The organism is uncultured Thiodictyon sp. (assembly GCA_903837595.1).
Lineage (GTDB): Bacteria > Pseudomonadota > Gammaproteobacteria > Chromatiales > Chromatiaceae > Thiodictyon.
Genome location: CAILVI010000387.1, coordinates 1 through 21806 on the forward strand (window position 1 = coordinate 1; position 21806 = coordinate 21806).

The 21806-nt window shown below is 66.9% G+C and carries 22 protein-coding genes; 3 read left to right on the forward strand and 19 right to left on the reverse strand.

What is annotated here, in order from left to right:
- Positions 1–404 precede the first annotated feature (404 nt).
- Positions 405–1127, forward strand: a complete 723-nt coding sequence (locus QZY44_RS22795) for a hypothetical protein (RefSeq protein WP_295453059.1) — start codon at positions 405–407, stop codon at positions 1125–1127.
- A gap of 249 nt (positions 1128–1376) precedes the next feature.
- On the opposite strand, the gene QZY44_RS22800 is transcribed toward QZY44_RS22795, so the two are convergent.
- The 4 genes from QZY44_RS22800 to QZY44_RS22815 form a co-directional block, all read right to left on the reverse strand.
- On the reverse strand, positions 1377–2783 hold the full coding sequence (locus tag QZY44_RS22800; protein WP_295453062.1) for an FAD-linked oxidase C-terminal domain-containing protein: 1407 nt from the start codon (positions 2781–2783) through the stop codon (positions 1377–1379).
- On the reverse strand, positions 2758–3381 hold the full coding sequence (locus QZY44_RS22805; protein ID WP_295453065.1) for a BON domain-containing protein: 624 nt from the start codon (positions 3379–3381) through the stop codon (positions 2758–2760). Before QZY44_RS22805 ends, QZY44_RS22800 begins: the two co-directional genes overlap by 26 nt.
- A 77-nt stretch (positions 3382–3458) precedes the next feature.
- Positions 3459–3815, reverse strand: coding sequence for a YraN family protein (locus QZY44_RS22810; protein WP_295453070.1), 357 nt, complete (start codon positions 3813–3815; stop codon positions 3459–3461).
- Positions 3812–5245, reverse strand: coding sequence for a penicillin-binding protein activator (locus tag QZY44_RS22815; protein WP_295453073.1), 1434 nt, complete (start codon positions 5243–5245; stop codon positions 3812–3814). The genes QZY44_RS22810 and QZY44_RS22815 overlap by 4 nt, the downstream gene beginning before the upstream one ends.
- 36 nt (positions 5246–5281) lie before the next feature.
- Here QZY44_RS22815 and rsmI point away from each other — a divergent pair, with 36 nt between their 5' ends.
- On the forward strand, positions 5282–6139 hold the full coding sequence (rsmI, locus tag QZY44_RS22820; protein WP_295453076.1) for a 16S rRNA (cytidine(1402)-2'-O)-methyltransferase: 858 nt from the start codon (positions 5282–5284) through the stop codon (positions 6137–6139).
- A 231-nt stretch (positions 6140–6370) separates the two neighbouring features.
- On the opposite strand, the gene hypB is transcribed toward rsmI, so the two are convergent.
- The 15 genes from hypB to QZY44_RS22895 form a co-directional block, all read right to left on the reverse strand.
- Positions 6371–7255 (reverse strand): hydrogenase nickel incorporation protein HypB, encoded by an 885-nt coding sequence (hypB, locus tag QZY44_RS22825; protein ID WP_295453080.1) that lies wholly within the window; start codon positions 7253–7255, stop codon positions 6371–6373.
- Positions 7256–7312: 57 nt separating this feature from the next.
- On the reverse strand, positions 7313–7684 hold the full coding sequence (locus QZY44_RS22830) for a hydrogenase maturation nickel metallochaperone HypA (RefSeq protein WP_295453084.1): 372 nt from the start codon (positions 7682–7684) through the stop codon (positions 7313–7315).
- A 199-nt stretch (positions 7685–7883) separates the two neighbouring features.
- Positions 7884–8492: a DUF5989 family protein gene (locus tag QZY44_RS22835; RefSeq protein ID WP_295453087.1), complete on the reverse strand. Its 609-nt coding sequence runs from the start codon at positions 8490–8492 to the stop codon at positions 7884–7886.
- A 2-nt stretch (positions 8493–8494) separates the two neighbouring features.
- A complete protein-coding gene (locus QZY44_RS22840; RefSeq protein ID WP_295453090.1) occupies positions 8495–10339 on the reverse strand; it encodes a carbamoyltransferase in 1845 nt (614 codons plus the stop codon).
- Positions 10336–11964 carry a GDSL-type esterase/lipase family protein gene (locus QZY44_RS22845; RefSeq protein WP_295453095.1) on the reverse strand — a complete coding sequence of 543 codons (1629 nt, stop codon included), beginning with the start codon at positions 11962–11964 and terminating at the stop codon, positions 10336–10338. The genes QZY44_RS22840 and QZY44_RS22845 overlap by 4 nt, the downstream gene beginning before the upstream one ends.
- A 510-nt stretch (positions 11965–12474) precedes the next feature.
- The gene (gene dusA, locus QZY44_RS22850; protein ID WP_295453098.1) at positions 12475–13578 is read right to left on the reverse strand and encodes a tRNA dihydrouridine(20/20a) synthase DusA; all 1104 of its coding nucleotides are present in this window, start codon (positions 13576–13578) and stop codon (positions 12475–12477) included.
- A 15-nt stretch (positions 13579–13593) separates the two neighbouring features.
- Complete coding sequence (locus tag QZY44_RS22855; RefSeq protein WP_295453101.1) at positions 13594–14373, reverse strand: ABC transporter ATP-binding protein; 780 nt, start codon at positions 14371–14373, stop codon at positions 13594–13596.
- Between the two features lie 7 nt (positions 14374–14380).
- The gene (locus QZY44_RS22860; protein ID WP_295453106.1) at positions 14381–14659 is read right to left on the reverse strand and encodes an RnfH family protein; all 279 of its coding nucleotides are present in this window, start codon (positions 14657–14659) and stop codon (positions 14381–14383) included.
- Positions 14660–14682: 23 nt separating this feature from the next.
- Positions 14683–15354 carry an electron transport complex subunit E gene (locus QZY44_RS22865; RefSeq protein ID WP_295453110.1) on the reverse strand — a complete coding sequence of 224 codons (672 nt, stop codon included), beginning with the start codon at positions 15352–15354 and terminating at the stop codon, positions 14683–14685.
- 1 nt (position 15355) lies between these two features.
- Positions 15356–16000 carry an electron transport complex subunit RsxG gene (gene rsxG / locus QZY44_RS22870; protein WP_295453114.1) on the reverse strand — a complete coding sequence of 215 codons (645 nt, stop codon included), beginning with the start codon at positions 15998–16000 and terminating at the stop codon, positions 15356–15358.
- Complete coding sequence (locus tag QZY44_RS22875) at positions 15997–17073, reverse strand: RnfABCDGE type electron transport complex subunit D (RefSeq protein ID WP_295453117.1); 1077 nt, start codon at positions 17071–17073, stop codon at positions 15997–15999. Before QZY44_RS22875 ends, rsxG begins: the two co-directional genes overlap by 4 nt.
- Positions 17070–18578: an electron transport complex subunit RsxC gene (gene rsxC / locus QZY44_RS22880; protein WP_295453122.1), complete on the reverse strand. Its 1509-nt coding sequence runs from the start codon at positions 18576–18578 to the stop codon at positions 17070–17072. The genes QZY44_RS22875 and rsxC overlap by 4 nt, the downstream gene beginning before the upstream one ends.
- Before the next feature lie 17 nt (positions 18579–18595).
- On the reverse strand, positions 18596–19126 hold the full coding sequence (locus QZY44_RS22885) for an RnfABCDGE type electron transport complex subunit B (RefSeq protein WP_295453128.1): 531 nt from the start codon (positions 19124–19126) through the stop codon (positions 18596–18598).
- Positions 19127–19187: 61 nt separating this feature from the next.
- Positions 19188–19769, reverse strand: a complete 582-nt coding sequence (gene rsxA, locus QZY44_RS22890) for an electron transport complex subunit RsxA (protein ID WP_295453132.1) — start codon at positions 19767–19769, stop codon at positions 19188–19190.
- A gap of 15 nt (positions 19770–19784) precedes the next feature.
- Positions 19785–20288, reverse strand: coding sequence for a SoxR reducing system RseC family protein (locus tag QZY44_RS22895; RefSeq protein ID WP_295453136.1), 504 nt, complete (start codon positions 20286–20288; stop codon positions 19785–19787).
- A gap of 335 nt (positions 20289–20623) precedes the next feature.
- Between QZY44_RS22895 and QZY44_RS22900 the strand changes: the two genes are divergently transcribed.
- Complete coding sequence (locus tag QZY44_RS22900) at positions 20624–21577, forward strand: cation diffusion facilitator family transporter (protein WP_295453141.1); 954 nt, start codon at positions 20624–20626, stop codon at positions 21575–21577.
- Positions 21578–21806 lie beyond the last annotated feature (229 nt).

Below are 21806 nucleotides of genomic sequence, written 5' to 3' on the forward strand. Positions count from 1 at the left end.
ACCAGCCAGCACTGCTTCGTACCCCGGAATGGCTCGTTGTAGACCGCACGGTAAACCGACCCAGGCGCCCTGCGCCTGAGGTGAACTCAGTGTTGGCATTCGTCGTCTCCTGTGTCAACCATTACACCCAGGCCGCCAGCCGGACCCGTTGCGGCCTCGCGGAGAAGTTCAAGGCGCGGCTCGTGCGTCGCGGACGCAAACGAATATGCCAAAGCCTTGCTCGATGAAATACACCGCACCGACACCGGTTCGGCCCTCTCCGACCAGACCTATCCGCAGGCCGTACTCGGCCCCCGCACGGCCGACGGCGCGAATCGAGTCTGACACCGGGGCCGCCCAAGGCGGGAAAGAGTCCGGCTGAGGCAGCCGCGCACAGGGAACTGCTGATCGACTTCGGCTGCCGGGTGGACGCACTGCCCGATCTCTCGACCTCACTGGATGGTCAGCTCCGCGACGAGGATCACGTGGCGCAGAGCCAGGGCGGCATCACGCTGGCCGAGATCCGCGACCCGGCGCGCGCCGCTCTCGTGGTCAGCGTCGGCGTCTCGATGCGTCCGGTCGCTGATGCCTTCCTCTCCCGCTGCCCGCGGGTGCGGCACCTGCATCTGCCGCGGGTGATGGGGCCGGCGTCCGGGCGCGCCACGGCCATGAGTGGCCTCAGGATCGTTGGCACGCGGAATGCTGCATTTTGGTCAAGGGACCCCAGCGGGGACCGAACCAAGATCGGGAGAACCCAGATGTACGCCGAGTCACTGCAACTTAGTATCGCGACCGTCCAACCCCAGCAACAAGAGCGTACACGCCAGCAGCGCGGTGCGCTGACCCAATTGTCACTTCGGGACGAGAAAGTCCTGTTTGAGCGTACACGCGCACTCGGTCTGCACAATGAGCGCCGGGGTTTCGTGCCCGGCTTCCGCCACAATGCGAGTGGCGACCTGGCCATCGCCCGGTTCGCGGACGGTTCTGCGGCCCCGCTGCATGTGCTTGATGGGCTGCCGGAAGACTGGATCGCCGTGCGCGATGCGCGCGGGCACGTGACCCACACCTGCGCGGGGCTCGTCAGCGGATTCATCCGCGAGGGCCGCTTCTACACCCGTGACGAGGCTGCTCGCGCCTGCGCGCATTAGTCGCCCTTTGTATTCCCTGGTCTCGCCGAGTGCGCGCAGTCCTTCCAGCAGCGTCGGCGTGACCCGATACACTGACCGTTGTGGGTCGTCACCTCGGGCCCAGCGGCGGGTATGGCATCCCGTGCGTGCCCGCCAGCCAGTGCCAGACGCTCCTCGTCTGTGACAAAAAGGTCACCCCTAACCCGTTCGATCGTGTCGTCCAGCGTCTGGTTCAGATGTCTCCAGCCTGCAGGTCGTCCTCGTTGAGTGTCACTCGCTTGGCAGGCCCTTCCCCGGATTGAGTATCCCCGCCGGGTCGAAGCTCTGTTTCACCGCCGCCATCACCGCCAGGGTGGGGGCGTCGATCTCCCGGGCGACGAAGTCGCGCTTCTCCAGCCCCACCCCGTGTTCCCCGGAAAGGGTCCCGTCGAGCCCCAGGACCAGTGAGAAGACCGCGTCCAGGCAGGTCCGGGCGCGTGCCATCTCTTGCGGATCGTCTGGATTCATCAACAGGTTGACATGGATGTTGCCGTTGCCGGCATGGCCGAAGTTGACGATGCGGATGCCGGTCTCCCGAGCCAGGCGCTCCAGTCCATCAATGAACTCGCCCAGGCGCGAGACCGGCACCACCACGTCCTCGTTGATTTTCTTGGGGGCGGCCTGCCGCAGCGCCGGTGACAGGGCCTTGCGCGTCCGCCATAGGGCCGCAACCTCCGCCTCATCCCGGGCGTGACCGACCTCCAGCAGGCCCTCATTGCGGGCGGCGTCCGCCACGGCAGTGACCGCGCCGGCGATACAGGCGGCCGGTCCGTCCACCTCGATCATCAGCAGGGCGCCGGTTGCCGCCGGCACGTCGAGTGCCGCATAACCGCGCACCATGGCTAGTGCCGCGCCGTCCATGAATTCGAGTGCGCACGGGATGACTGGCTGGGCCATGATCGCGGACACGGCCGCCGCCGCGGCATGGATATCCCGGTAGGCGGCGCGCAGCGTCCGGGTGGCCTCGGGCAGCGGGGTCAGCTTGACTGTGGCTTGCGTGATCAGCGCCAGCGTCCCCTCGGAGCCGATGATGAGACGTGTCAGGTCATAGCCGACCACGCCCTTGGTGGTCAGTACGCCGGTACGGATCGGCTCCCCGCGCCCGGTGACGGCCGCGAGTCCCAGAGTGTTCTCCCGCGGGGTGCCATATTTCACCGCCCGGGGGCCGGCCGAGTTGTAGGCCAGATTGCCGCCGACGGTGCAGACCGCCGCACTCGTGGGGTCAGGCGGCCAGAAAAAGCCTACCGCACCCACCGCGCGCTGCAGGTCGGCGTTGACCACCCCGGGCTCGCAGATCGCCAGCCGGTCTGCGGGGGCGATGCGCAGGATACGGTTCATGCGCTCGAATGACAGGACCACCCCGCCCCGGTCCGGTACCGTCGCCCCGGTGGTGCCGGTGCCGCGCCCACGGGCCACCAAGGGCAGGCCCGCCGCCGCACACAGCCGGACCAGGCGCTCGACCTGTTCGCCATCTGCGGCGAAGACCACCGCTTGGGGGAGGGCGTGACGGCGGCTGTTGTCATAGCCATAGGGCCAGCAGTCTGCCGGGTCGGTGAGCAGCCGGTCCGGCCCGACGGCGGCGGCCAGGTCCGAGCGCAGTCCGGGGCTCAGGTCAGGTCCTTGGTTCCTGGTACTCAAAGAGCTTCACCACTTGCTTGACCCCAGGGACATAGCGGACCTGCTCGGCCGCCGCGTCGCCCTCCGCGGCCGAGACCAGGCCCAGCAGATAGACCACGCCGTCCTCGGTCACGACCTTGACCTTGGTCGGGTCGAAGCTCGGCACCTTGACGTTGAAGAGTGCGAACTTGGCCCGCGAGGTCACGATCACATCCTCGCTCTGGCGTGGCAGGCTGATGTCTGGTCCGATCGTGACCTCGTTGATGACCTTCTTGACCTTGGACATACGGCGTACCACCCCGGCCGCCAGATCCACCTCCGCGGGGCTGCGCACCTGTCCGGTCAGCAGCACCTGGTAGTCGTAACTGGTCACCGAGACGCGACCACGTCCCTGGAGGCCCGGCTCGGCCTCAATGGCTCGCGCGGCGTTGAATTCGATCTGCTGGTCCTCAATGACGGCGGCGGCACCCCGGCGGTCGTAGACCGCCGCCGCGCCCAGCGCCGCCCCGCCGATGATGACCGGGACGCATCCGGTGATTGACGCCGCCACGGCGACCAAGAGGAGTCCCGCCCAGGGTCGCGGGCAGTTGGATGGTCCAGGCTTCTTCTGATGAGACACGTTGGCTCAGCCTCCCGGGAGTAAAGCGCATCGGTTACCAACAACCGTTGCACTGGACTGACGAAAAATGGACAGGATTACGCACCAAATGCATTTTTGATCCACCGGATCTGATCCTGGTCGCGGATCGCCACCACGTCGAAGCGGCAGGGTAGCACGCTGGGGTGACACCGGAGGTAGTGCTCGGCGGCGGCGCACAGGCGCCGTTGCTTGTGATAGTCCACGCTCTGTTCAGGGCCGCCGAAACGCCCGGAGCGGCGATAACGGACCTCAACGAAGACCAGACAGTCGCGATCCCCCATCACCAGGTCGATCTCACCGAACCGGCAGCGATGGTTGCGGGCAATCAGGCGCAACCCCTGGGCCTGGAGATAGCGCGCGGCGAGGCGCTCCTTGTCCTCGCCGACGGCGCCCGGGGACGCGGGGTCTGTCACCCGGGCCGGGCGACGGGCTCCGGCTGTGGCGCCGGGGTGACGGGCTCCGGCCGCGGTGCCGGGGCGATGCGCTGCGGCCGCGCGATCGGCGTCGGCGGCTCCGCCTTGGCCGCGGGCTCTGCCGGGGCCGCGGGTTCCGTTCCAGTTGCGGGCTTCGGCTTGGTGGCGGGCTTCGCCTTGGTGGGATGCTTGGCCTTGGCGGGTTTGGCGGGTTTGGCGGGCTGGTCGGCCGGTGCTGCCGTGGCCGGCACGCCGGGTTTGGCCGCCACCATGGCGGGCGCCGGCTGGGGGCCGCTCGCGGTGAACTGGGCCAGCGTCAGTTGGCGCTGGACCCGGCCGGCGCTGTCGATGGACAGAGTGCCGGACTCGCCCGGGAAGGTGGCGCCGGCGTCCTTGGCCAGCGTGCTCAGGCGCGGGGCCAGGCGGTAGGCGTCGATGCCCATCGCATAGAGCCGCAGACCCAGCGGCGTGGCGAGCGCGCTGGAGCCCCGCTTGAGCTTGGCGCGTGCCAGCGGATCATCCGCCGCGCCCACCCCCAGGACCCAGGGTGCGTCGACGAAATAGAGTCCGGTCAAAGCCTTGTCGCGGACCGGGTCGGGCTGACCCGAGTAGACCGCCGAGGTGGCTACCACCGGGAGTGAGACCGCCCCGTCGCGCACCGCCGGAAAGACCTTGCGCGCCTGGTCGGCGTCGGTGGCCAGGAACAGGACGTCCGCCGCACCCTTGTGGAGCAAGGCGTTCAGTGACTTGCTCAGGTTCGCCGCGGCCGGGTCGAGGCTTGCTTCGCCCACCAGGGTCCCGCCGAGCTTCTGCCACTGGCGGCGGAAGGCATCGGCGCGTCGGCTCCCCGCCTCACCCTTGGGGGAGAGCATCAGTGCGCGGGTGAAACCCCGGGCCTTCGCCTTGTTGGCCACATCCACCGCCTCGGTCTCCGGGGCCAGGGCAAACTGATAGAGATTGGCCGCGGGTTTGCCGGGCGTGGTCGCCTGGTTGAGGGCCAGGGTCGGCACCTTCAGCGCCGGACCGCCCGCCAGGACGTCCACGGAGGGCTTGAGCAGGGGGCCGATCACCTGGGTCGCGCCCGCCCCGATGGCGCCTTTATAGTCCGCCGCCATCTTCTTGGGGTCGTCGTTGGCGATGAAGGTCAAGGCGGGCTTGGCGGCCGTGTCGTCCGCGCCGTTAGCCGCGCGCAGCCCCTCGCGGACCGCGTTGGCCGCGTCCGCCACCGGGCCCTTGGCGGGCAGGATGACCATCAGCTTGTCGCCCGCCGCATAGCCGCCGCGGATGCTGGGTGGCGGCGGCGCCTTCTGCCAGGGGAAGCCGGCGCAGCCGCTCAAGGCGAGGGCCGCGACCAGGGTTGCGATCAGCGCGGGGGCGCTACCCTGGGCCGGGACGCAATGCGCATGGGGGACGGGGCGATCTTGGTGCATGATAGGCGTTCCATTACAGCAGCGGAGATGGTCGGAATGGACGAACGATGTGGCTTACTATACGTGGTGGCAACGCCTATCGGCAATCTGGGCGACCTGACCGAGCGGGCGCGCAAGGTCCTGACGGACGTCGACCTGATCGCCGCCGAGGACACCCGGGAGACCCGCCGGCTGCTGGCCCATTGCGGCATCACCACCCGGCTCATCGCCTACCACGACTACAACGAGGCCACGGCCGCCGCCCGCCTGATCGAGACCCTGGAGTCCGGCCTCAGCGTCGCCTTGGTCTCGGATGCCGGCACCCCCCTGATCAGTGACCCGGGCTACGACTTGGTCGTCGCCGCCCGCGCCCGGGGGCTCACCGTGGTGCCGGTCCCCGGGGCCAACGCCGCCATCTGCGCACTATCGGCGGCCGGCCTGCCCAGTGACCGCTTTCTCTTCCTCGGCTTTCCGCCCCGTACCGGCGCCCAGCGGCGGCTCTGGCTACAGGCGGTGGCGCGGGAGCCCGGCACCCTGATCCTCTACGAAAGCGGCCGCCGCGCCGCCCTGACGCTGGCCGATGCCGCGACCGTGCTCGGGGAGACCCGGCGCGCGGTGGTGGGCCGGGAACTCACCAAGCGGTTCGAGACCTTCCTTTCCGGCTCGGTACGCGAACTGGCGGATCGGCTGACGGCCGAGGACGAGCAGCGCCTGGGCGAGATGGTCCTACTGATTGAGGGTTGGCAGGACCCGGGGTCGGCCGACCAGGTGGAGCAGGAGCGTGTGCTGCGCGTACTGGCTGCCGAGCTGCCGCTGCGCCAGGCCGCCGGCCTCGCTGCCCGCCTTACCGGTGGGCGTAAGAACGACCTCTATCGCATGGGGCTCGAGCTGGGGTTGGCGCAGGGGTCTGCGTAATCTAGGCCGCCCTTCAGGGCGACCGGCGCCTGCCCTCGCGGGCGGGACGGGGTTTGCAACCCCATCTCGAATGTTTCGGGACCGGGCGGCATAGCGGATTCGCTAGCTGCTTCAAACGGTTCCGGACGGGGCGAATGCCCCGTCCGGCGTGCGCGCGACGGTGCAACCTGACTGGGGGTCCACTATCTCTGGTCGTGACGCGCACACGCGGCACGCACGCGGACCCCAGCCTCAGCTGTGATGATGGTCATGGTGATGCCCGTGCACGTGCCCATGGTGGTGATGGGTGTGGCCGCCCGCCTCTGTCGTATGCAATCGCGCGCCCGCTGACTGGCCACCGGACTTGGTGGTGAGGCCCTGCTCCAGCCGTGCGCGTTGCGCGGTGAGCTCCTCCTGCAGCCATTCGAGCCAGGGCTCCAGGTGGCCGGGGCCGCGGGTGGACAGCACCGCAAAGGGCGCGGAGCTTGCCAGATTGCGCAGGTAGCGCTCGGCGCTCTCCGGCTGGAACTCGGGCAGCAGGGGCAGCAGGTCGGACTTGGTGCAGAGCACCAGGTCGGCCGCGCGGAACATCACCGGGTACTTGGCCGGCTTGTCGTCTCCCTCCGGGACCGAGATGAGGGTGACGTTGCGGTGCTGGCCCAGGTCGAAGCTCGCCGGGCAGACCAGGTTGCCCACGTTCTCGATGAACAGGATGTCGATCCCGTCGAGATCCAGGTTGTGCAGGGCCGCGTGGACCATGTGGGCATCCAGGTGGCAGGCGCTGCCGGTGGCGATCTGGATCGCCGGTACGCCCTTGGCGCGGATGCGGACCGCGTCGTTCTCGGTCTCCAGGTCGCCCTCGATCACGGCGATCCGCAGGCGCCCGCCCAAGGCGTCGATGGTCGCCTCCAGCAGGCTGGTCTTGCCCGCCCCCGGGGAGGACATCAGATTCAGCGTGAGGGTGCCGTGCTGGTCGAAATGTTCGCGATTGTGCGCGGCCTGATGGTCGTTTTCGGTGAGCAGGCACTGGAGCACCGTCACCGCCGCTCGGCCGTCGGCGGTGCGGGCGAGCGGCCCGTCCCCGCGGACCAGGTGTTCGTTGCCGGGGGTGATGTTGCAGCCGCAGGTGTCACACATGAGTGGTCTCAGAATCGGTCAGCGTAAGAATTAAGTGGCTGTTCGCGCATGGGCGCGTCAGCCGTCCGGGTTCGTGGTGGCGTCCGGGATGGTCAACTCCACCCTGGCCAGGAGCAGTTCGTCGCCGCTGATGAGCCGGGTGCGGAAGCCCCCGCAACTAGCGCACAGTAGGCGATTGGGGGTGGCCGCCGATTCCGCGTGGCAGTCCAGGCAGCTGACTCGTACCGGCGCGGGTTCGATCACCAGTTTCGCGGTCTCGGCCACCGTACCGGTCGCCGCCAGGGGCCAGGCGCTCATCAACAGGGCCGGTTCCAGCCCGGCGAGCGGGCCGACCTGGAGCAGAATGCGCTCCACCCGGCTGGCGCCGTGTTGCCGTGCGATCCCCTCGACCTGATCGAGCAGGGACTGACAGATGGAGAGTTCATGCATCGGCACTGACCTGCTGCACGCCGTCCGGCGCGGTCGGACAAAGAAACACCCTAACCGAATCGTCGGCGCCTTGCACCCTTAAGGGGTGTCCGGTCAGGGTGACCGCGCTCAGTCAGGGGGGGCGGTGCCTGACCGCCAGGGCAACAGCAAGGGATTGATCTGCTGGTGAGGTCGCCGCGGGGCGGCGGGATCGGCAACGCTAGAACAAGGTGTAGATCAACGGTGCCAGGGCCGAGGTCTTGACGAAGAACAGCACCAGCCCAAGGGCCACGAGGATCACCAGCGTCGGCAAGAACACGTAGTGGCCGCGGCTGGCAAAAAACGCCATCACATTAAGAAAACGCCGCGCCGGGCCCTGGCTGCCGCCGTGGCCTTGATTGGTCTCGAAGAGCACCTCCTTCGGGTACCAGCCTTCCATCGCTGGGGGCGGACGTTCAGCCCACTGGTAGATTGGTGCGTTGCCCTTGATCACACGCACGAGCCAACCAAGCGGGGTCATCAAGAGGATATAGACCAACCCGAGGAGCACCGCAAAGAGGGCGCCGCCGACGGTGCGGATCACGGCACCGAGTGCGGACTGTGGGAGATGCCACGCGGATGGGAACACCAGGCTAAGCAGCAGTCCGATGCCGCCAAGCGCGGCGACGAGCAGCCACAGGCGGTCAGAGGCACCGATCAGGAAAAAATATTTCCAAAGACCAACGGCACTCAGCATGCCCGAAACGACTAACCCAAAGACGATGTCGCGTTTGAGTTCGTCCAGGCTCAGTCGTGCCTGCCGACGCGCCAGGTAGTGACTCTTGGTCATGATCAGTCCAATGCGAAATTGGCGAGCCAACGCTCGCGCTGCGCTTCGTCCATCGCACCGCCTGACTGTTGGTCGCGCAAGAACAGTCGATTGCCGACCACGAGACAATCGATCTCAGTCGCGACGAAACAGCGGTAGGCATCGCGCGCGGTGCAGACGATGGGTTCCCCGCGCACGTTAAAGCTGGTGTTGATGATGAGCGGGACGCCAGTGAGTTGCTCGAACTCAGTGAGCACCCCATGAATAAACGGGTTGCGTACCAGATCGATGGTTTGTACCCGCGCCGAATAATCGACGTGCGTGATCGCGGGGACGTCGGAGCGCGGAACCTTCAGCAGATCGATGCCCCACAGGTTGGCCTCGTGCACGGTTGGGGTGCGTCGTCGGCGCGCCGTCACCGGGTAGGCCAGCAGCATGTACGGGCTTTCCTGGGTGATATCGAAATACTCACGGGCGCGTTCGGCCAAGACCATTGGGGCGAAGGGCCGGAAGCTCTCGCGGAACTTGATCTTCAGGTTCATGTGAGACTGCATGTGCGGCGAACGCGGGTCGCCCAGGATGGAGCGGGCGCCGAGTGCGCGCGGTCCCCACTCCATCGCTCCGCGGGCCACCGCCACGACCTTGCCCTGCGCGATCAGCGCGGCGATCCGGGCCTGGAGATCGGGCTCGCTCATGGTCACCCAGCGGCCGCCCAGGGCCGTCAGGTCGGCATCATCGGTTGCGTCCTCGGGCCGGATCTCGGGGCCGAGGAAGGCACCCTGCATGGCGTCCGGTTGCTCTGCCGCGCGCGGGTGATCCAGCACCATGTGCCACAGCCACAGGGCCGCGCCCAAGGCGCTGCCGGCATCGCCGGCGGCGGGTTGGATCCAAATCTCGTCGAACGGTCCCGTGCGCGCGAGCAAGCCGGTGGATACGACGTTCAGTGCCACCCCGCCGGCCATCACCAGGTGACGCATGCCGGTCTCGCGCTGGACGTGGTGCGCCATCTTCATGACGATCTCGTTCAGGACCTCCTGAATGCTCGCGGCCAGGTCCATCTCGCGCTGCGTGATCGGCGTCTCCGGCGCGCGCGGCGGGGCACCAAACAGCGCGGCAAAACGGTCGTTGGTCATCGTCAGACCGCCGAGATAGTTAAAGTAGCGTTGGTTGAGATGGACCGCACCGTCCTCCTGAATGTCGACAATCTCCTTGCGGATCAGCTCTGTATAGATCGGCTTGCCATAGGGGGCCAGGCCCATAAGCTTGTACTCCCCGCTATTGATCTTGAACCCGGTAAAGTGGGTAAAGGCCGAGTAGAGCAGACCGACGGAATTGGGGAACCGGATCTCCTTGAAGAGCTCTATCTGGTTGTCGCGACCGACGCCGAAGGTGGCGGTGGACCACTCCCCCACGCCATCGATGGTCAGGATTGCCGCTTCCTTGAATGGGCTCGGGAAGAAGGCGCTCGCGGCATGCGACAGATGGTGGTCGCCCATCGCGATACGCTTGCTGATCCCAAGTTCAGACTGCATCTCGCGTTCCAGCCACAAATTTGAGGTCAGCCACTTGGGAAAGGACTTCAGGAAGCTCTGGCCGCTCTTCGGTGCAGTCAAATGATAAATGGCGGTCAGCCGCTCGAACTTGACCAGGGGATTCTCATAATAGACCCAGTGATCGACCTCATGCTCGGTGATGGCGGCGCGCGCCAGGCAAAAGGCAATCGCGTGATGGGGGAATGAGGAGTCGCCCTTGATGCGGGTAAAGCGCTCCTCTTGGGCGGCACACAGGATCTTTCCATCCTTCAGCAGGGCCGCCGCCGAGTCGTGGTAATAGGCCGATATCCCAAGAACGTAGACGGGCTTGCTCATGGCCGGACCGCAACCTCATCAAACTCGATCTGGAGCTGCAGGGCATTGGGTTCAGTCGGATAACTCACGAGTGCGTAGCGCCGCCCGTTTTTCTTGGGATGGCTATTGTCGCTGGCGGAAAAGACCACTTGGCCCTTCCAGTGAGACCAGCGCCCAGCCCCAGCGGTCGCAATATCGGCATGCTGGGCATGGGCCGGCTTGAGCGGAACCCCGTTCTCCAAGAGTATCCAGGCGGAGCGCGTCGGGTGGATGTCGTCGTCGGCCTCGGTGTGAAGGTCAGTCGCTGCGAAGACAAAGGCGTGACCGCCCCACTGGCTGATGGCATCGGGACCCGGCTCGATCGAACGATCCACCCGCTGGGCGGCAACGTCGGCGGCGATCCTCAATGTATTCACCGCATCGGCTCCGACCTTTCCCCCTAAGTCCCACTCGACCGCCGCGCCCCGTCGCACCTCGCCCCCGATGGGATTGCCGCGGTCCACCCCGGTCCCCGGATCGACCGCGGTGAACCAAAGCCGCGCGGATGCCAATCGTTCGCCGGAAAGTCTCACCTTGCGTATGGCCACCGGCAACTCGAAGGCGAGCATGACATGCGGCGTGTCCAGCGGCTGGCGCGGGGCGAGTGCGTCCGGGCCCGGGTAGAGCAGGCGCCATTGTCCGGGCGCGGTCGCCACGACCGCCGCCGCTGGAGGCATCCAGTCGTTTAGCTTCGGCACCAGCAGCCCTGACGCCTGGCGACGCTCGCCAAGCGTCTGCGGGACTGAGTGCTCCAGGATGTCGGCTACCTGGCGGGCGTAGAACCTGGTGGCAGTCGGGGCTGGGTGCGCGTTTGCCGGGTTCACGCCCCACTGCAGAGCGCTGGGGCTGATCAATCCGTTAGTTTCAGGGTATTCGCGGACAAATTCGTCGAGCAGGTTGACGAAGGGCAGCCCGGCGGCAGCAAACAGTGGTTCGACCGGACGGTAGCGCGGCGCGAATGCGTCAGGGTCGGGCCTGTTCGGTAGCGTCACCACGAACGCGGGCCGATCGTCGCTGCGCAGCAAATCAGCGAGTTCCTGCACGATCCGACCGTAGGCCTCAATGTTCGGCGACTCCAGGATCTTGAGTTCCCAGGTATCGTAGGCGTAGGTATCGGTTTGTTCGCTTGCCCACTTGGCAGTGAGCTTCGGCTTGATTTGGGCCGCCAAGGTCGGCGCAACCTGGCCCAAGGTGGCATCGAGTGCGGTCCATGTCGGGAGCGGTACATCCCGACCGAACTGGCGCACCAGATACCTGCCGTCCGGGCCGCGGACATCGGGGTCGTTGGTGACATAACCAAGGATGACGGCATCCGGTTGGATCGTCGGTAAGAAGCCTGGGTCCCTTAGCCATTCGAGTTGCTGTTGTGTGGACGCCCCATTACGGCCGGCCGCGACAACCTCTACCCCAGGGTAACCCCGATGCCTGAGCTCCCGCTCAAGTTGCCGCCACCAGATGTCGTTGGCGTTGAGGTAGCCGTCGCCCCAGACAAAGGAGTCCCCAATGACTAGAATGCGGCCCACGCCCGGCGACCGTTGGCCAATGGGGATGCCGGCCGAGTGCCAGATCGGGTCGGTTGCGGAACCCAGCACCTTTTGTTGGTTCATCTGGTTGATCGTATCGTTCTCGATCGCCCATGCGTTTGAGACCACGGTGCGCTGCGACGCGAGATACCGAAGCGCGCCCTCGGTCAGCGCCACGCCTGCGCCAAGCGCCAAGAGGGCGTAGATGAAATACCGTAACGCCAGCGTTGGCAGTAGCGGTCTCGGTGCTGTCTCGCCCGTCCAACCCAGGGCGGAACAGAAGTTTGCGTTTGCTGCGTTCGAGTGGTGGCCCACGATATTTGTCAAAGCTCCTAACCTATCACGGGCCAAAGGTCTGCTTGACAGACCGTCCGCGACCACGCAAACCGCGCGAAACCAACGATTCCAGGGACAAGCGAGAACGGGGCGTTCGCCAATCCGGCGGTTGACGGCAGGTTCTTGCAAGCAAAGACGCTCGGCGGTGCCGGCAAGCGCAAGTCAGGTTGGCTGGTTTCGGCCGCCGTTGTCGCGGTGCGCGGACCTGGACGGCCGAGCCGGCTGGCCCGATAAACGAGATGTTATCAAGCTTATTGCTTATCTGGGAATCTTATCGATGCCCGCCGCGTCTGTCAAGCTGGGCCGGGCGGGCCGTCTGTAGCCTGCCCCGCCGTCGGGGCAAGTCGGGCGAGCGGTGCCCGACGCGAGTTCTTGGTTGTGGCATGCCTCCCGCTCCCGCGGCAGCGCGGCGGTCAGTACCTCCAACCCGGCGCCGCGCCGGTGTGCCTCCTCGCTGATGTGACGGCGCCAGGCGCGCGCCCCGGGCTGGCCTTGGAAGAGCCCGAGGATATGGCGGCTTATGTTGCCCAGCGGGACCCCAGCGGCGAGCTCCCGCGCCACATAGGGCAGGAAGCGCTCCAACACCTCGTAGCGGCTCGCGGGCGCCGCGCTCTCGCCGAAGATCAGGCGGTCGGCCTGCGCCAGCATCCAGGGGTCCTCATAGGCCGCCCGGCCGATCATGACGCCGTCCAGATGGGTGAGGAAACCCGCGGCGTCGTCGAGGATCCGGATGCCCCCGTTGATGGCGATCGGCAGCGCCGGGAAGTCGGCCTTGAGTCGCGCCACCCAGTCATAGCGCAACGGCGGTACCTCGCGGTTCTCCCGCGGGCTCAGGCCTTGGAGCCAGGCCTTGCGGGCGTGGACGATGAGCGCGTCGCAGCCGGCCCCCGCAACCGCGGCGACGAAGGTGGTCAACTCCTCGTAGCTGTCGCGATCGTCGATGCCGATGCGTGACTTGACCGTCACCGGGATCGCGACCGCCGCCTTCATCGCCGCCACGCAGTCGGCGACCAGCGCCGGCTCGGCCATCAGGCAGGCGCCGAAACGCCCGTTCTGGACCCGGTCGGAGGGGCAGCCGCAGTTGAGGTTGATCTCGTCATAGCCCCAGGCTTGACCCAGGCGGGCACACTGGGCCAGGGCCTGGGGGTCCGAGCCGCCGAGTTGCAGCGCCAGCGGGTGCTCCGCCGGGTCGAACCGCAGGTGCCGGTCCTGGTCGCCGTGGATCAGTGCACCGGTGGTGACCATCTCGGTATAGAGCAGGGTGCGCCGGGTGATCAGCCGCAGGAAATAGCGGCAGTGCCGGTCGGTCCAGTCCAGCATGGGGGCGACGGATAGTCGGCGCTCGAGTGGGGGCAGTGACATGAGTGGTGGCGGTCGCTAGTGGTCTTGCAGAGTCGCTTGCCTGCCGCCATCCACATAGCCGGACTCCAGCGCCGCCGAGACTGCACGGCACAGGCTTGCGTAAGCGGGTGTCAGGCGGAGATCCGGCGGGCGCGGATAGGGCAGGTCGACGGCCAGGTCCGCGATGACCCGGCCCGGGCGTGCGCTCATGACGAGTACCCGCTGGCTCAAGTACACCGCCTCGAAGACGCTGTGGGTGACGAAGACGGTCGTGAAGCCATGGACCTGCCAGAGTGCCAGCAGGTCGTCATTGAGTCGGGCGCGGGTGATCTCGTCCAGCGCGGCGAAGGGCTCGTCCATCAGCAGCAGCCGCGGGTGGGTGACCAGTGCGCGGGCGATCGAGGCGCGCATCCGCATGCCCCCGGAGAGTTCCCCCGGATAGGCGTCGGCGAACCGTCCGAGTCCGATGGCCTCCAGGGTCGGTTCGATACGGCGGCGGGCGTCGGCCCGCGGGGTACCCTGGATACGCAGGGGCAGGCTCACATTGTCGTAGAGCGTCGCCCAGGGCATCAGGGTCGCGTCTTGGAAGACGCAGGAGGTTTGGGCCAGCGCTGCGTCGGTGCCGACCGCGACCACCCCGGAACACGCCCGGTCGAGTCCCGCGATCATCCGCAGCAGGGTGGTCTTGCCGCAGCCGGAGGGTCCGAGCACGGCGGCGAACTGACCCGCGGGGACCTCGAATGAGATGTCCGCCAGGGCCGCGATCCCGGAGGCGAAGCGCCGCGTGACCGCGTCGAGGCGGATGGCCGCCGTCATCGGGCGGTCAGGTGGCCGCGGGGCTCGCCTTGCCGCGTTGTTTGACCTGCTTGGGGTCGGCGACCAGGGCGCGGTAGATCTCGACCCGGTCGCCGTCCTCCAACGGCGCGTCCAGCGCGGTGATTTTGCCAAACACCCCGAACTTCTGCTGTTCCAGGTCGATCTCCGGAAATTGCCGCAGGACGTCGGAGCGCATCACGGCATCTTTCACCGTGGAGCCTTGCGGGATATCCACATGGACCCAGAACTGGCGTGCCGGCGTGGCATAGACGACTTGTATCTTCATCGCGTCGGTCTCGTGCGGTGGCGTCAGACGGCGTGGGCGCCGGCCATTTGGATGGACTTGCCGCCGGCCACGTCGATCATCCGCTTGCCGACCACCATGAGTCCGGCGACCAGGAAGCCGCCGGGGGGCAGGATCAGCAAGAGGACGCCCATGCTCTCGGGCATGATCCGCATCTCCATGAACTTGAAGGCGGGGCCGAGTAGCAGTGACGCATCAGCAAAGAGCGTGCCGGCGCCGATGATCTCACGCACCGCCCCGATCGCGGTGAGTGCCAGGGTGAAGCCGAGGCCCATGAAGACCCCGTCAGCCAGGGAGCGCATGACCGTCTCTTTGGAGGCGAACGATTCCAACCGGGCTAACGGCAGACAGTTGGAGACGATCAGCGGGATGAAGAGCCCGAGCACCTTGTAGAGGTCATGCATATAGGCGTTCATTCCGAGATCCACCACCGTCACCATGGCGGCGACGATCAGGATGTAGACCGGGATACGCACCTCCTGGGTGATGTAGCCGCGGAAGAGGGCGACGAGCGCCCCGGAGGCCGCCATCACCACCGCGGTGGCGAGCCCCATGCCCAGTCCATTGGTCGCGCTGGTGGTCATGGCCATGGTCGGGCACATGCCGAGCAGCATGGCCAGGACCCCGTTGTTGTCCCACAGGCCGTCGCGGGCGATTCTGCCGTATCCGGTTGACATCTCAGCGCACCTCGTTTGATATCTGTGGGTTTGCCGTCTGTGGGGTTGTTTGCTGGGTCATCAGCGGCTGGTTGGCCGCGAAAAAGGCCAGGCCCTCGCGGATGGCGCCGACCACGCCGCGCGGCGTGATGGTCGCCCCGCTGAACTGGTCGAACTGGCCGCCGTCCTTCTTCACCTTCCATTTCTCCACCGGCGGGTTGCCGAGGCTCAAGCCGGTAAAGCGGGTGATCCAGTCGCCCTTCTTGATCTCGATCTTGTCGCCCAGCCCGGGGGTCTCCTTGTGGGCGAGCGCCCGCACGCCCAAGACCCGGCCATCCGCGCCGACCCCCAGCATGAGCTTGATCGGGCCGGCGTAGCCGATGCCGCTGATCTCGTAAGCCACCCCGGTGACCTGGTTGCCCTTCTTGGCGCGGTAGACGGTCAGCTCTTTGCCGTCGCCACCCTTGATCGTCACCGTGTCGGTGACCGGGTTGTTGTCATGGATGCTGTCCGGGATCACCGCGGAGAGTGAGTTCTGCCGGTCCTCCATGGCCCGCGCGGCGATGTCCTCTTTGGTCACCCGGTGGGTGAGTGCCAGCAGCAGACCGAAGCCGAGACAGAAGGCGCCCAGGACCAGACCGTGATAGATGGAGCTATTCTTGTTCATTTGTCCCCCAAGGGCGCCAGCGGCTCACCCCGGCGGGTACGTCCGAACCGACGCGGCCGGGTGTATTGGTCGATGATGGGGGTGAGTGAGTTCATCAGCAGCACGGCGAATGCAACGCCCTCAGGGTAGCCGGCAAAGGAGCGGATGACCCAAGTGAGCAGTCCGACCCCGCAGCCGAAGACGATCTGCCCCGACTTGGACACCGGCGAGGTGACATAGTCAGTGGCGATGAAAAAGGCACCCAGGAAGGCCGCGCCCGACATCAGGTGAAAGGTGCCGTCGGCGAAGCGCGCGGGATTGGCGGTATGCCCCAGGGTGGCCACCACGAAGAGGGTGCCCAGCATCGCCGCCGGGATGTGCCAGGTAATGATCTTTTTCCACATAAGGAAGAGGCCGCCGGCCAGGATCAGGACCAGCGAGGTCTCGCCCAGGCTCCCGGCGCGCAGCCCCAGGCCCATGTCCATCAGGTCGGGTAACTGGCCCATGGATTGAGACACCGGGATGCCGCGCGACAATTCGGTCTTGACAAACCCGAGCGCGGTCGCGGCGCTGAATCCGTCCGGTATCTGGCCGCCGAAAGTGATGTTCAGGGCCTCCTGGAACCCCGGGGTCCCGGTCCAAAACAGCGGATGAGGCCCCACCCAGGAGGTCAGGGCCACCGGAAAGGAGACCAGCAGGGCGACGCGCGCCACCATGGCTGGGTTGAACAGGTTCTGCCCCAGACCGCCGAAGGCCTGCTTACCGAGCAGGATGGCGAAGACCGCCCCCAGGACCCCGGTCCACCAAGGCGCCCACGGCGGCAGGGTCATGGCCAGCAGCCAACCGGTCAGGATCGCGGAACTGTCGCCCAAGGTGGGGAGCAGGCGTCGGCCGCGGATCAGCAGGGCGAGGCCCTCCATGGCGACGCAGGAGAACAGCGTGACGCTGAACAAGAACATGGCCGGCCAGCCGAACAGGTAGAGGTTGAACGCGGTGGCCGGCACTAAGGCCAGGATCACCGTGTTCATGGTCTTCTGGACGCTGGCTGCCGAATGGGTGTACGGCGCGCTGGTGGTGGCGGTCTCGATCATCATGCCTCTGTTGGCTCCTCGGCCCGCGACTGGCGGGTGTCCGGGGCGGTTCCTGTGGCGGCGGCGCCATTGGCGCTTGCGCGGGTGGTCTTCGTGGCCTTCGCGGCGAGTTTGGCCGCTTCCGCCTTTTCCATGCGTGCCCGATGGGCTTCGGTCTGCATCTTGGTGTGTTCGCTCTTGGCCCGCTCGCGCTCCTTGGTCTTCAGCATCCCCTTGGCATAGTTGAAATACTGCACCAGCGGGATGTGCGAGGGACAGGCCCAGGAACAGCTCCCACAGGAGAGACACTCGGTCACGCCCAGGTTGGCGGCACCCTTCAAGTCGTCGGTGCGGATAAAGGCGGCCATCTCCAACGGCACCAAGCCGCAGGGGCAGATGCTGACGCAGGTCCCGCAACGGATGCAGGGGCCTGGGGCCGCCTCACCGGTCTCTTGCGCGTCGAGCGCCAGGATACCCGAGGTCCCCTTGATCACCGGCACATCCAGGTTCGGCAACGGCTGTCCCATCATGGGCCCGCCGAGCACTAAGCGCGCCGGAACGCCGACGAGCCCGCCGCAGAACGCGATCAGGTCGGCGACCGGGGCGCCGATCGGCGTGCGGATGTTGCGTGGCTCGCGCACGGCGCGCCCGCTCACGGTTACCACCCGGTCGATCAGGGGGCGGCCGTGGCGGACTGCCTGATGGACGGCCTGCGCGGTTGCAACGTTATGTACCACTGCGCCGATGTCCGCGGTGAGCTTCATGGCCGGGGTCTCGCGGCCGGTGAGGGCCTGCACCAGGTGGCGCTCGGAACCCATCGGATACTGGACCGGTACCGGTTGGATGGTGACGTCGGGGAACTCGGCGGCCGCCCGGGTCATGGCCTCCAGAGCCTCCGGCTTGTTCTCCTCGATGCCGACGATGACCTGCCGGGCACCCAGTGCGTGGGCCATGATGCGGGCGCCGTCGACCACCTCCGCGGCCTGTTCGCGCATCAGCCGGTCGTCGCAGCAGAGGTAAGGCTCGCACTCGGCGCCGTTCAGGACCAGCATCTCCAGCTTGCGCTGCACCCCCAGGTGTAGCTTGATCACCGAGGGGAAGGCGGCCCCGCCCAGGCCCACGATGCCCGCTTGTGCTACCCGATCCCAGATTTGTTGGGGGGCAACCGTCAGCGCGTCGGTGATGGGGTCGGGCAGGGTGGCCCACTCGTCCAGTCCGTCAGGCGCCAGGACGACCGCGGTCAGGGGCAGTCCGGAGGCGTGCGGGGCCGTGACCTCGCTCACCGACTCGATTACCCCGGAGGTGGGGGCGTGCGTGGGGGCCGAGACCGGCCCCTGGCCCTGGGCGATCATCTGACCCTTGCGGACCCGTTCACCCGGGGCGACCATCAGCCGGGCCGGTGCGCCGATGTGCTGATGGAGCAGGATCTGGAGTCTGGCCGGCATCGGCAGGGCGGTGATCGCCTTGTCGCTGGCCAGTTCCTTGCGGTAATCGGGATGGATGCCGCCCCGGATCGCAAACAGTTTCATCGCTCGATCTCCAAAAACTAATGCGCGGCGAAGGGCTTAGGCCAATGCCAGGTGCCCAGGGTGACCGGCACCGGATGCATCTTGATCGCATCGGTGGGGCAGACCGGGATGCATTTGCCGCAGGCGTGGCAGGCCTCCGACAGGATCGTATGCATCTGCTTGGTGGCCCCGACGATGCCATCCACCGAGCACTCCTTGATGCAGCGGGTGCAGCCGATGCACAGTGCCTCCTCGATCGCGGCGAATTCCGGACCCCGGTCCACATGGGTCGAGAGGTCCACCGTGACCCCCAGGCGTTTGGCCAGGGCCTCCGCCACCGCCTTGCCCCCCGGCGGGCAAATCGTCACGGCCGCGTCGCCCTGGGCGAGCGCCTTGGCCGCCTGGGCGCAGCCGACATAGCCGCATTGACCGCACTGGGAGCCGGGCAGCAGGGCCTGCAGATCGGACTCCAGTGGGTCGACCTTGACTGCCAGGAGGCGCGCCGCCGTGCCCAAGATGCCGCCGAGCGCCAGTCCGATGACGGTGAGACTACCGATCGCGATCAACATAGTGAATCTCCAGTGTTATGGCAGACACATGACTGTAATAGAGGGGGCCTAGTATAGGGGTCTAGACCGTGCTGATGCCGGAGAATCCCATGAAGGCGAGCGCCAGCAGGCTGGCGGTGATGAAGCCGATCGGCGGCCCGGCGAACAGGCGCGGCACCTCGGCCAGCGCGAGGCGTTCGCGCAGCCCGGCAAAGATCACCATCACCAGGCTGTAACCGACCGAGGAGGCGAAGGCGAACAGGGTGCTCTGGATGAACGTGAGTTTGCCCTCGATCAGCAGCAGGGCCACGCCCAGTACCGCACAGTTGGTGGTGATCAGCGGCAGGTAGATGCCCAACATCTGGAACAGGGGAGGGGAGACCTTGCGCACGGTCATCTCGGTGAACTGTACCGCCCCGGCGATGACCAGAATAAAGACCACGGTACGCAGGTAATCCAGGCCGAAGGGCTCCAGGAGGTACTCCTGCGCCGCCCAGTTCAGCATTGAGGACAGGGTGATCACGAAGGTGGTCGCGAGCCCCATGCCCATGGCGGTATCGACCCGGGTGGTCACACCCATGAACGAACACAGGCCAAGGAAGCGCGCCAGGATCACGTTGTTGACCAGGGCCGCGCCGACCATCAGAAGGACATATTCCTGCATTGCCTGAACCTTAAGCTAGATGATTTGACAGGTTTGGGGCGCCTGGCCCACCCGGCGCAGGAAGCGCGGGGCGCTGGCGCCGCTGGCGAACAACCGGCCGGCCCCGAGCCGGGCCAGCACCAAACCGAAGAACAACCCGCCGACACTGCCCGCGATGGTCGTCGCATCCTGACCCCAACCCCATTGTGCCAGCCCGCCGCCCAGGAACAAGGTCACCAATGGCACGGCATAGGCGGTGAGCGCCGCCTTGACCAGTGCATCGCCTCGCACCCCCACCACTACCCGCTCGCCGACGCGCAGCCCCGGGTGATCCACCAGCGGAAAGCGGCGCGCCGCGATGCGGTTGGCGACCGTCCCCAGTCCCTTGGCTCCGCAGGCGCCCGACGCGGCACAGCCGCCGCAACTCGTGGTCTGCTCCGGCTCCAGCCAGGCGACCGCCCCCGCGACCTCGACCACGCGCGCGATGCCCTCCACCAGCTCCGGGGGGCCGGCATCCAGGCTGTCAATGGTGTCAGGCATTATGCGCACCCTGCGCAGCGCTATGCCGACCGCAATCGGCGTCGCGACTCACCACCAAGCGACGGGAAAGGCACGCAGACATGACGGCCACCTCGTGGAAAAACCGACAAAAATGAAGCGTTCACGACAATGCTGCGACGCACAATGCCGAATCTACGACAAAAGGAACCCGTTAGGCAATGTATCGATATCATTTATTTCGCGACAGCGGCGCCGCCGGCCGACTCGGGTCAATTTGAGATCGCAAATGAGCAATCAACGTGCCAAGCGTCGCCGTGCGCCGGACGCCCCCAGCGGTGCGACAATGATACCTTTCCAGGTTGACCGGAACATTGATGAGCCACGCCCACCCGACCCATGCTGACCATCATGGTCACGACCACCAAGTCCCGGCGACCCTGCCCGCACTGCTGCTCACCCTCGGTCTCACCCTGGGGTTTGCCCTGGTGGAGGCCGCCGCGGGTTGGTGGTCCGGTTCGCTGGCGCTGCTCGCGGACGCCGGCCACATGGTCACCGACGCCGCCTCGCTGGGGCTGGCGGGGCTGGCCGCCTGGCTCATGGCCCGTCCGCCGTCGCCGCGGCACAGCTATGGCCTGGGGCGCGCCGAGTCACTGGCGGCGCTGATCAACGCGGTGGCCATGCTAGTGGTCGTGGCCCTGATCGCCGCCGCGGCCTGGGGGCGTTTCCAGTCACCGCGGACCATCGACGGCCTGGCGGTGAGTGCCGTGGCCGTCGTGGGCCTGGTGGTGAATCTTGTGGTTGCCTGGGTGCTCGCCCGTGGCGAACGCGATCTCAATGTGCGCGGTGCGCTGTTGCACGTCATGGGCGATGCCCTGGGGTCCGTGGCCGCCATCGTTTCGGGGTTGGTGATCTGGACCACGGGTTGGACGCCCATCGACCCGTTGCTGTCGCTCCTGATCTGCGGTCTGATTCTCTCCTCCAGCGTGGGGCTCCTCAGCGAGGCACTGCACACCCTGCTCGACGGCGTGCCCGGCAGCCTGCCACTGGAGAGCGTCGGGATGACCCTGGCCCGCGTCCCCGGCGTTACCGAGGTGCATGACCTGCATGTGTGGTCGCTGTCCTCCAAACGGGTCGCGCTCTCCGCCCATGTGCGGGTCCCGGACCTGCTGGGCTGGCCAGAGACCCTGGAGGCCCTGCGCCGGGCCGCCCAGACCCTGGGCATCGAGCACGTTACCCTCCAGCCGGAATCCATCGCGCAAACGGTGCGCTGGGGGGCCCGACCGGCGCCGCATGCCGGGCATTGCAGTCACTCGCACCCGCACTCATGACGGCGTCCGGCGCTGCTGCCTGCCCGATCGGATCGCGCCGTCATTGCGTTCGGGATTCGGCGCGTGTTTCGTTTGTCGGCGACGAGACTGAACAGGAACACGCACCTAATCGCTCGCGTTGCGGACGAGCGGACGCGGAGGCGCCACGATGCGCTGTCGCGCTGTCGCGCTGTCGCGCCGGTGCGGCGTCTTTTTTCAGCGCCCTTGACGCGAGCGGGCGGGCGTGGTA

Excerpts from the sequence above, each read along its gene's own strand:
- QZY44_RS22815 (WP_295453073.1), bottom strand. The coding sequence starts at position 5,245 with ATGCACCAAGATCGCCCCGTCCCCCATGCGCATTGCGTCCCGGCCCAG.
- rsmI (WP_295453076.1), top strand. The coding sequence starts at position 5,282 with ATGGACGAACGATGTGGCTTACTATACGTGGTGGCAACGCCTATCGGC.
- hypB (WP_295453080.1), bottom strand. The coding sequence starts at position 7,255 with ATGTGTGACACCTGCGGCTGCAACATCACCCCCGGCAACGAACACCTG.
- QZY44_RS22830 (WP_295453084.1), bottom strand. The coding sequence starts at position 7,684 with ATGCATGAACTCTCCATCTGTCAGTCCCTGCTCGATCAGGTCGAGGGG.
- QZY44_RS22835 (WP_295453087.1), bottom strand. The coding sequence starts at position 8,492 with ATGACCAAGAGTCACTACCTGGCGCGTCGGCAGGCACGACTGAGCCTG.
- QZY44_RS22840 (WP_295453090.1), bottom strand. The coding sequence starts at position 10,339 with ATGAGCAAGCCCGTCTACGTTCTTGGGATATCGGCCTATTACCACGAC.
- QZY44_RS22845 (WP_295453095.1), bottom strand. The coding sequence starts at position 11,964 with ATGAACCAACAAAAGGTGCTGGGTTCCGCAACCGACCCGATCTGGCAC.
- dusA (WP_295453098.1), bottom strand. The coding sequence starts at position 13,578 with ATGTCACTGCCCCCACTCGAGCGCCGACTATCCGTCGCCCCCATGCTG.
- QZY44_RS22855 (WP_295453101.1), bottom strand. The coding sequence starts at position 14,373 with ATGACGGCGGCCATCCGCCTCGACGCGGTCACGCGGCGCTTCGCCTCC.
- QZY44_RS22860 (WP_295453106.1), bottom strand. The coding sequence starts at position 14,659 with ATGAAGATACAAGTCGTCTATGCCACGCCGGCACGCCAGTTCTGGGTC.
- QZY44_RS22865 (WP_295453110.1), bottom strand. The coding sequence starts at position 15,354 with ATGTCAACCGGATACGGCAGAATCGCCCGCGACGGCCTGTGGGACAAC.
- rsxG (WP_295453114.1), bottom strand. The coding sequence starts at position 16,000 with ATGAACAAGAATAGCTCCATCTATCACGGTCTGGTCCTGGGCGCCTTC.
- QZY44_RS22875 (WP_295453117.1), bottom strand. The coding sequence starts at position 17,073 with ATGATGATCGAGACCGCCACCACCAGCGCGCCGTACACCCATTCGGCA.
- rsxC (WP_295453122.1), bottom strand. The coding sequence starts at position 18,578 with ATGAAACTGTTTGCGATCCGGGGCGGCATCCATCCCGATTACCGCAAG.
- QZY44_RS22885 (WP_295453128.1), bottom strand. The coding sequence starts at position 19,126 with ATGTTGATCGCGATCGGTAGTCTCACCGTCATCGGACTGGCGCTCGGC.
- rsxA (WP_295453132.1), bottom strand. The coding sequence starts at position 19,769 with ATGCAGGAATATGTCCTTCTGATGGTCGGCGCGGCCCTGGTCAACAAC.
- QZY44_RS22895 (WP_295453136.1), bottom strand. The coding sequence starts at position 20,288 with ATGCCTGACACCATTGACAGCCTGGATGCCGGCCCCCCGGAGCTGGTG.
- QZY44_RS22900 (WP_295453141.1), top strand. The coding sequence starts at position 20,624 with ATGAGCCACGCCCACCCGACCCATGCTGACCATCATGGTCACGACCAC.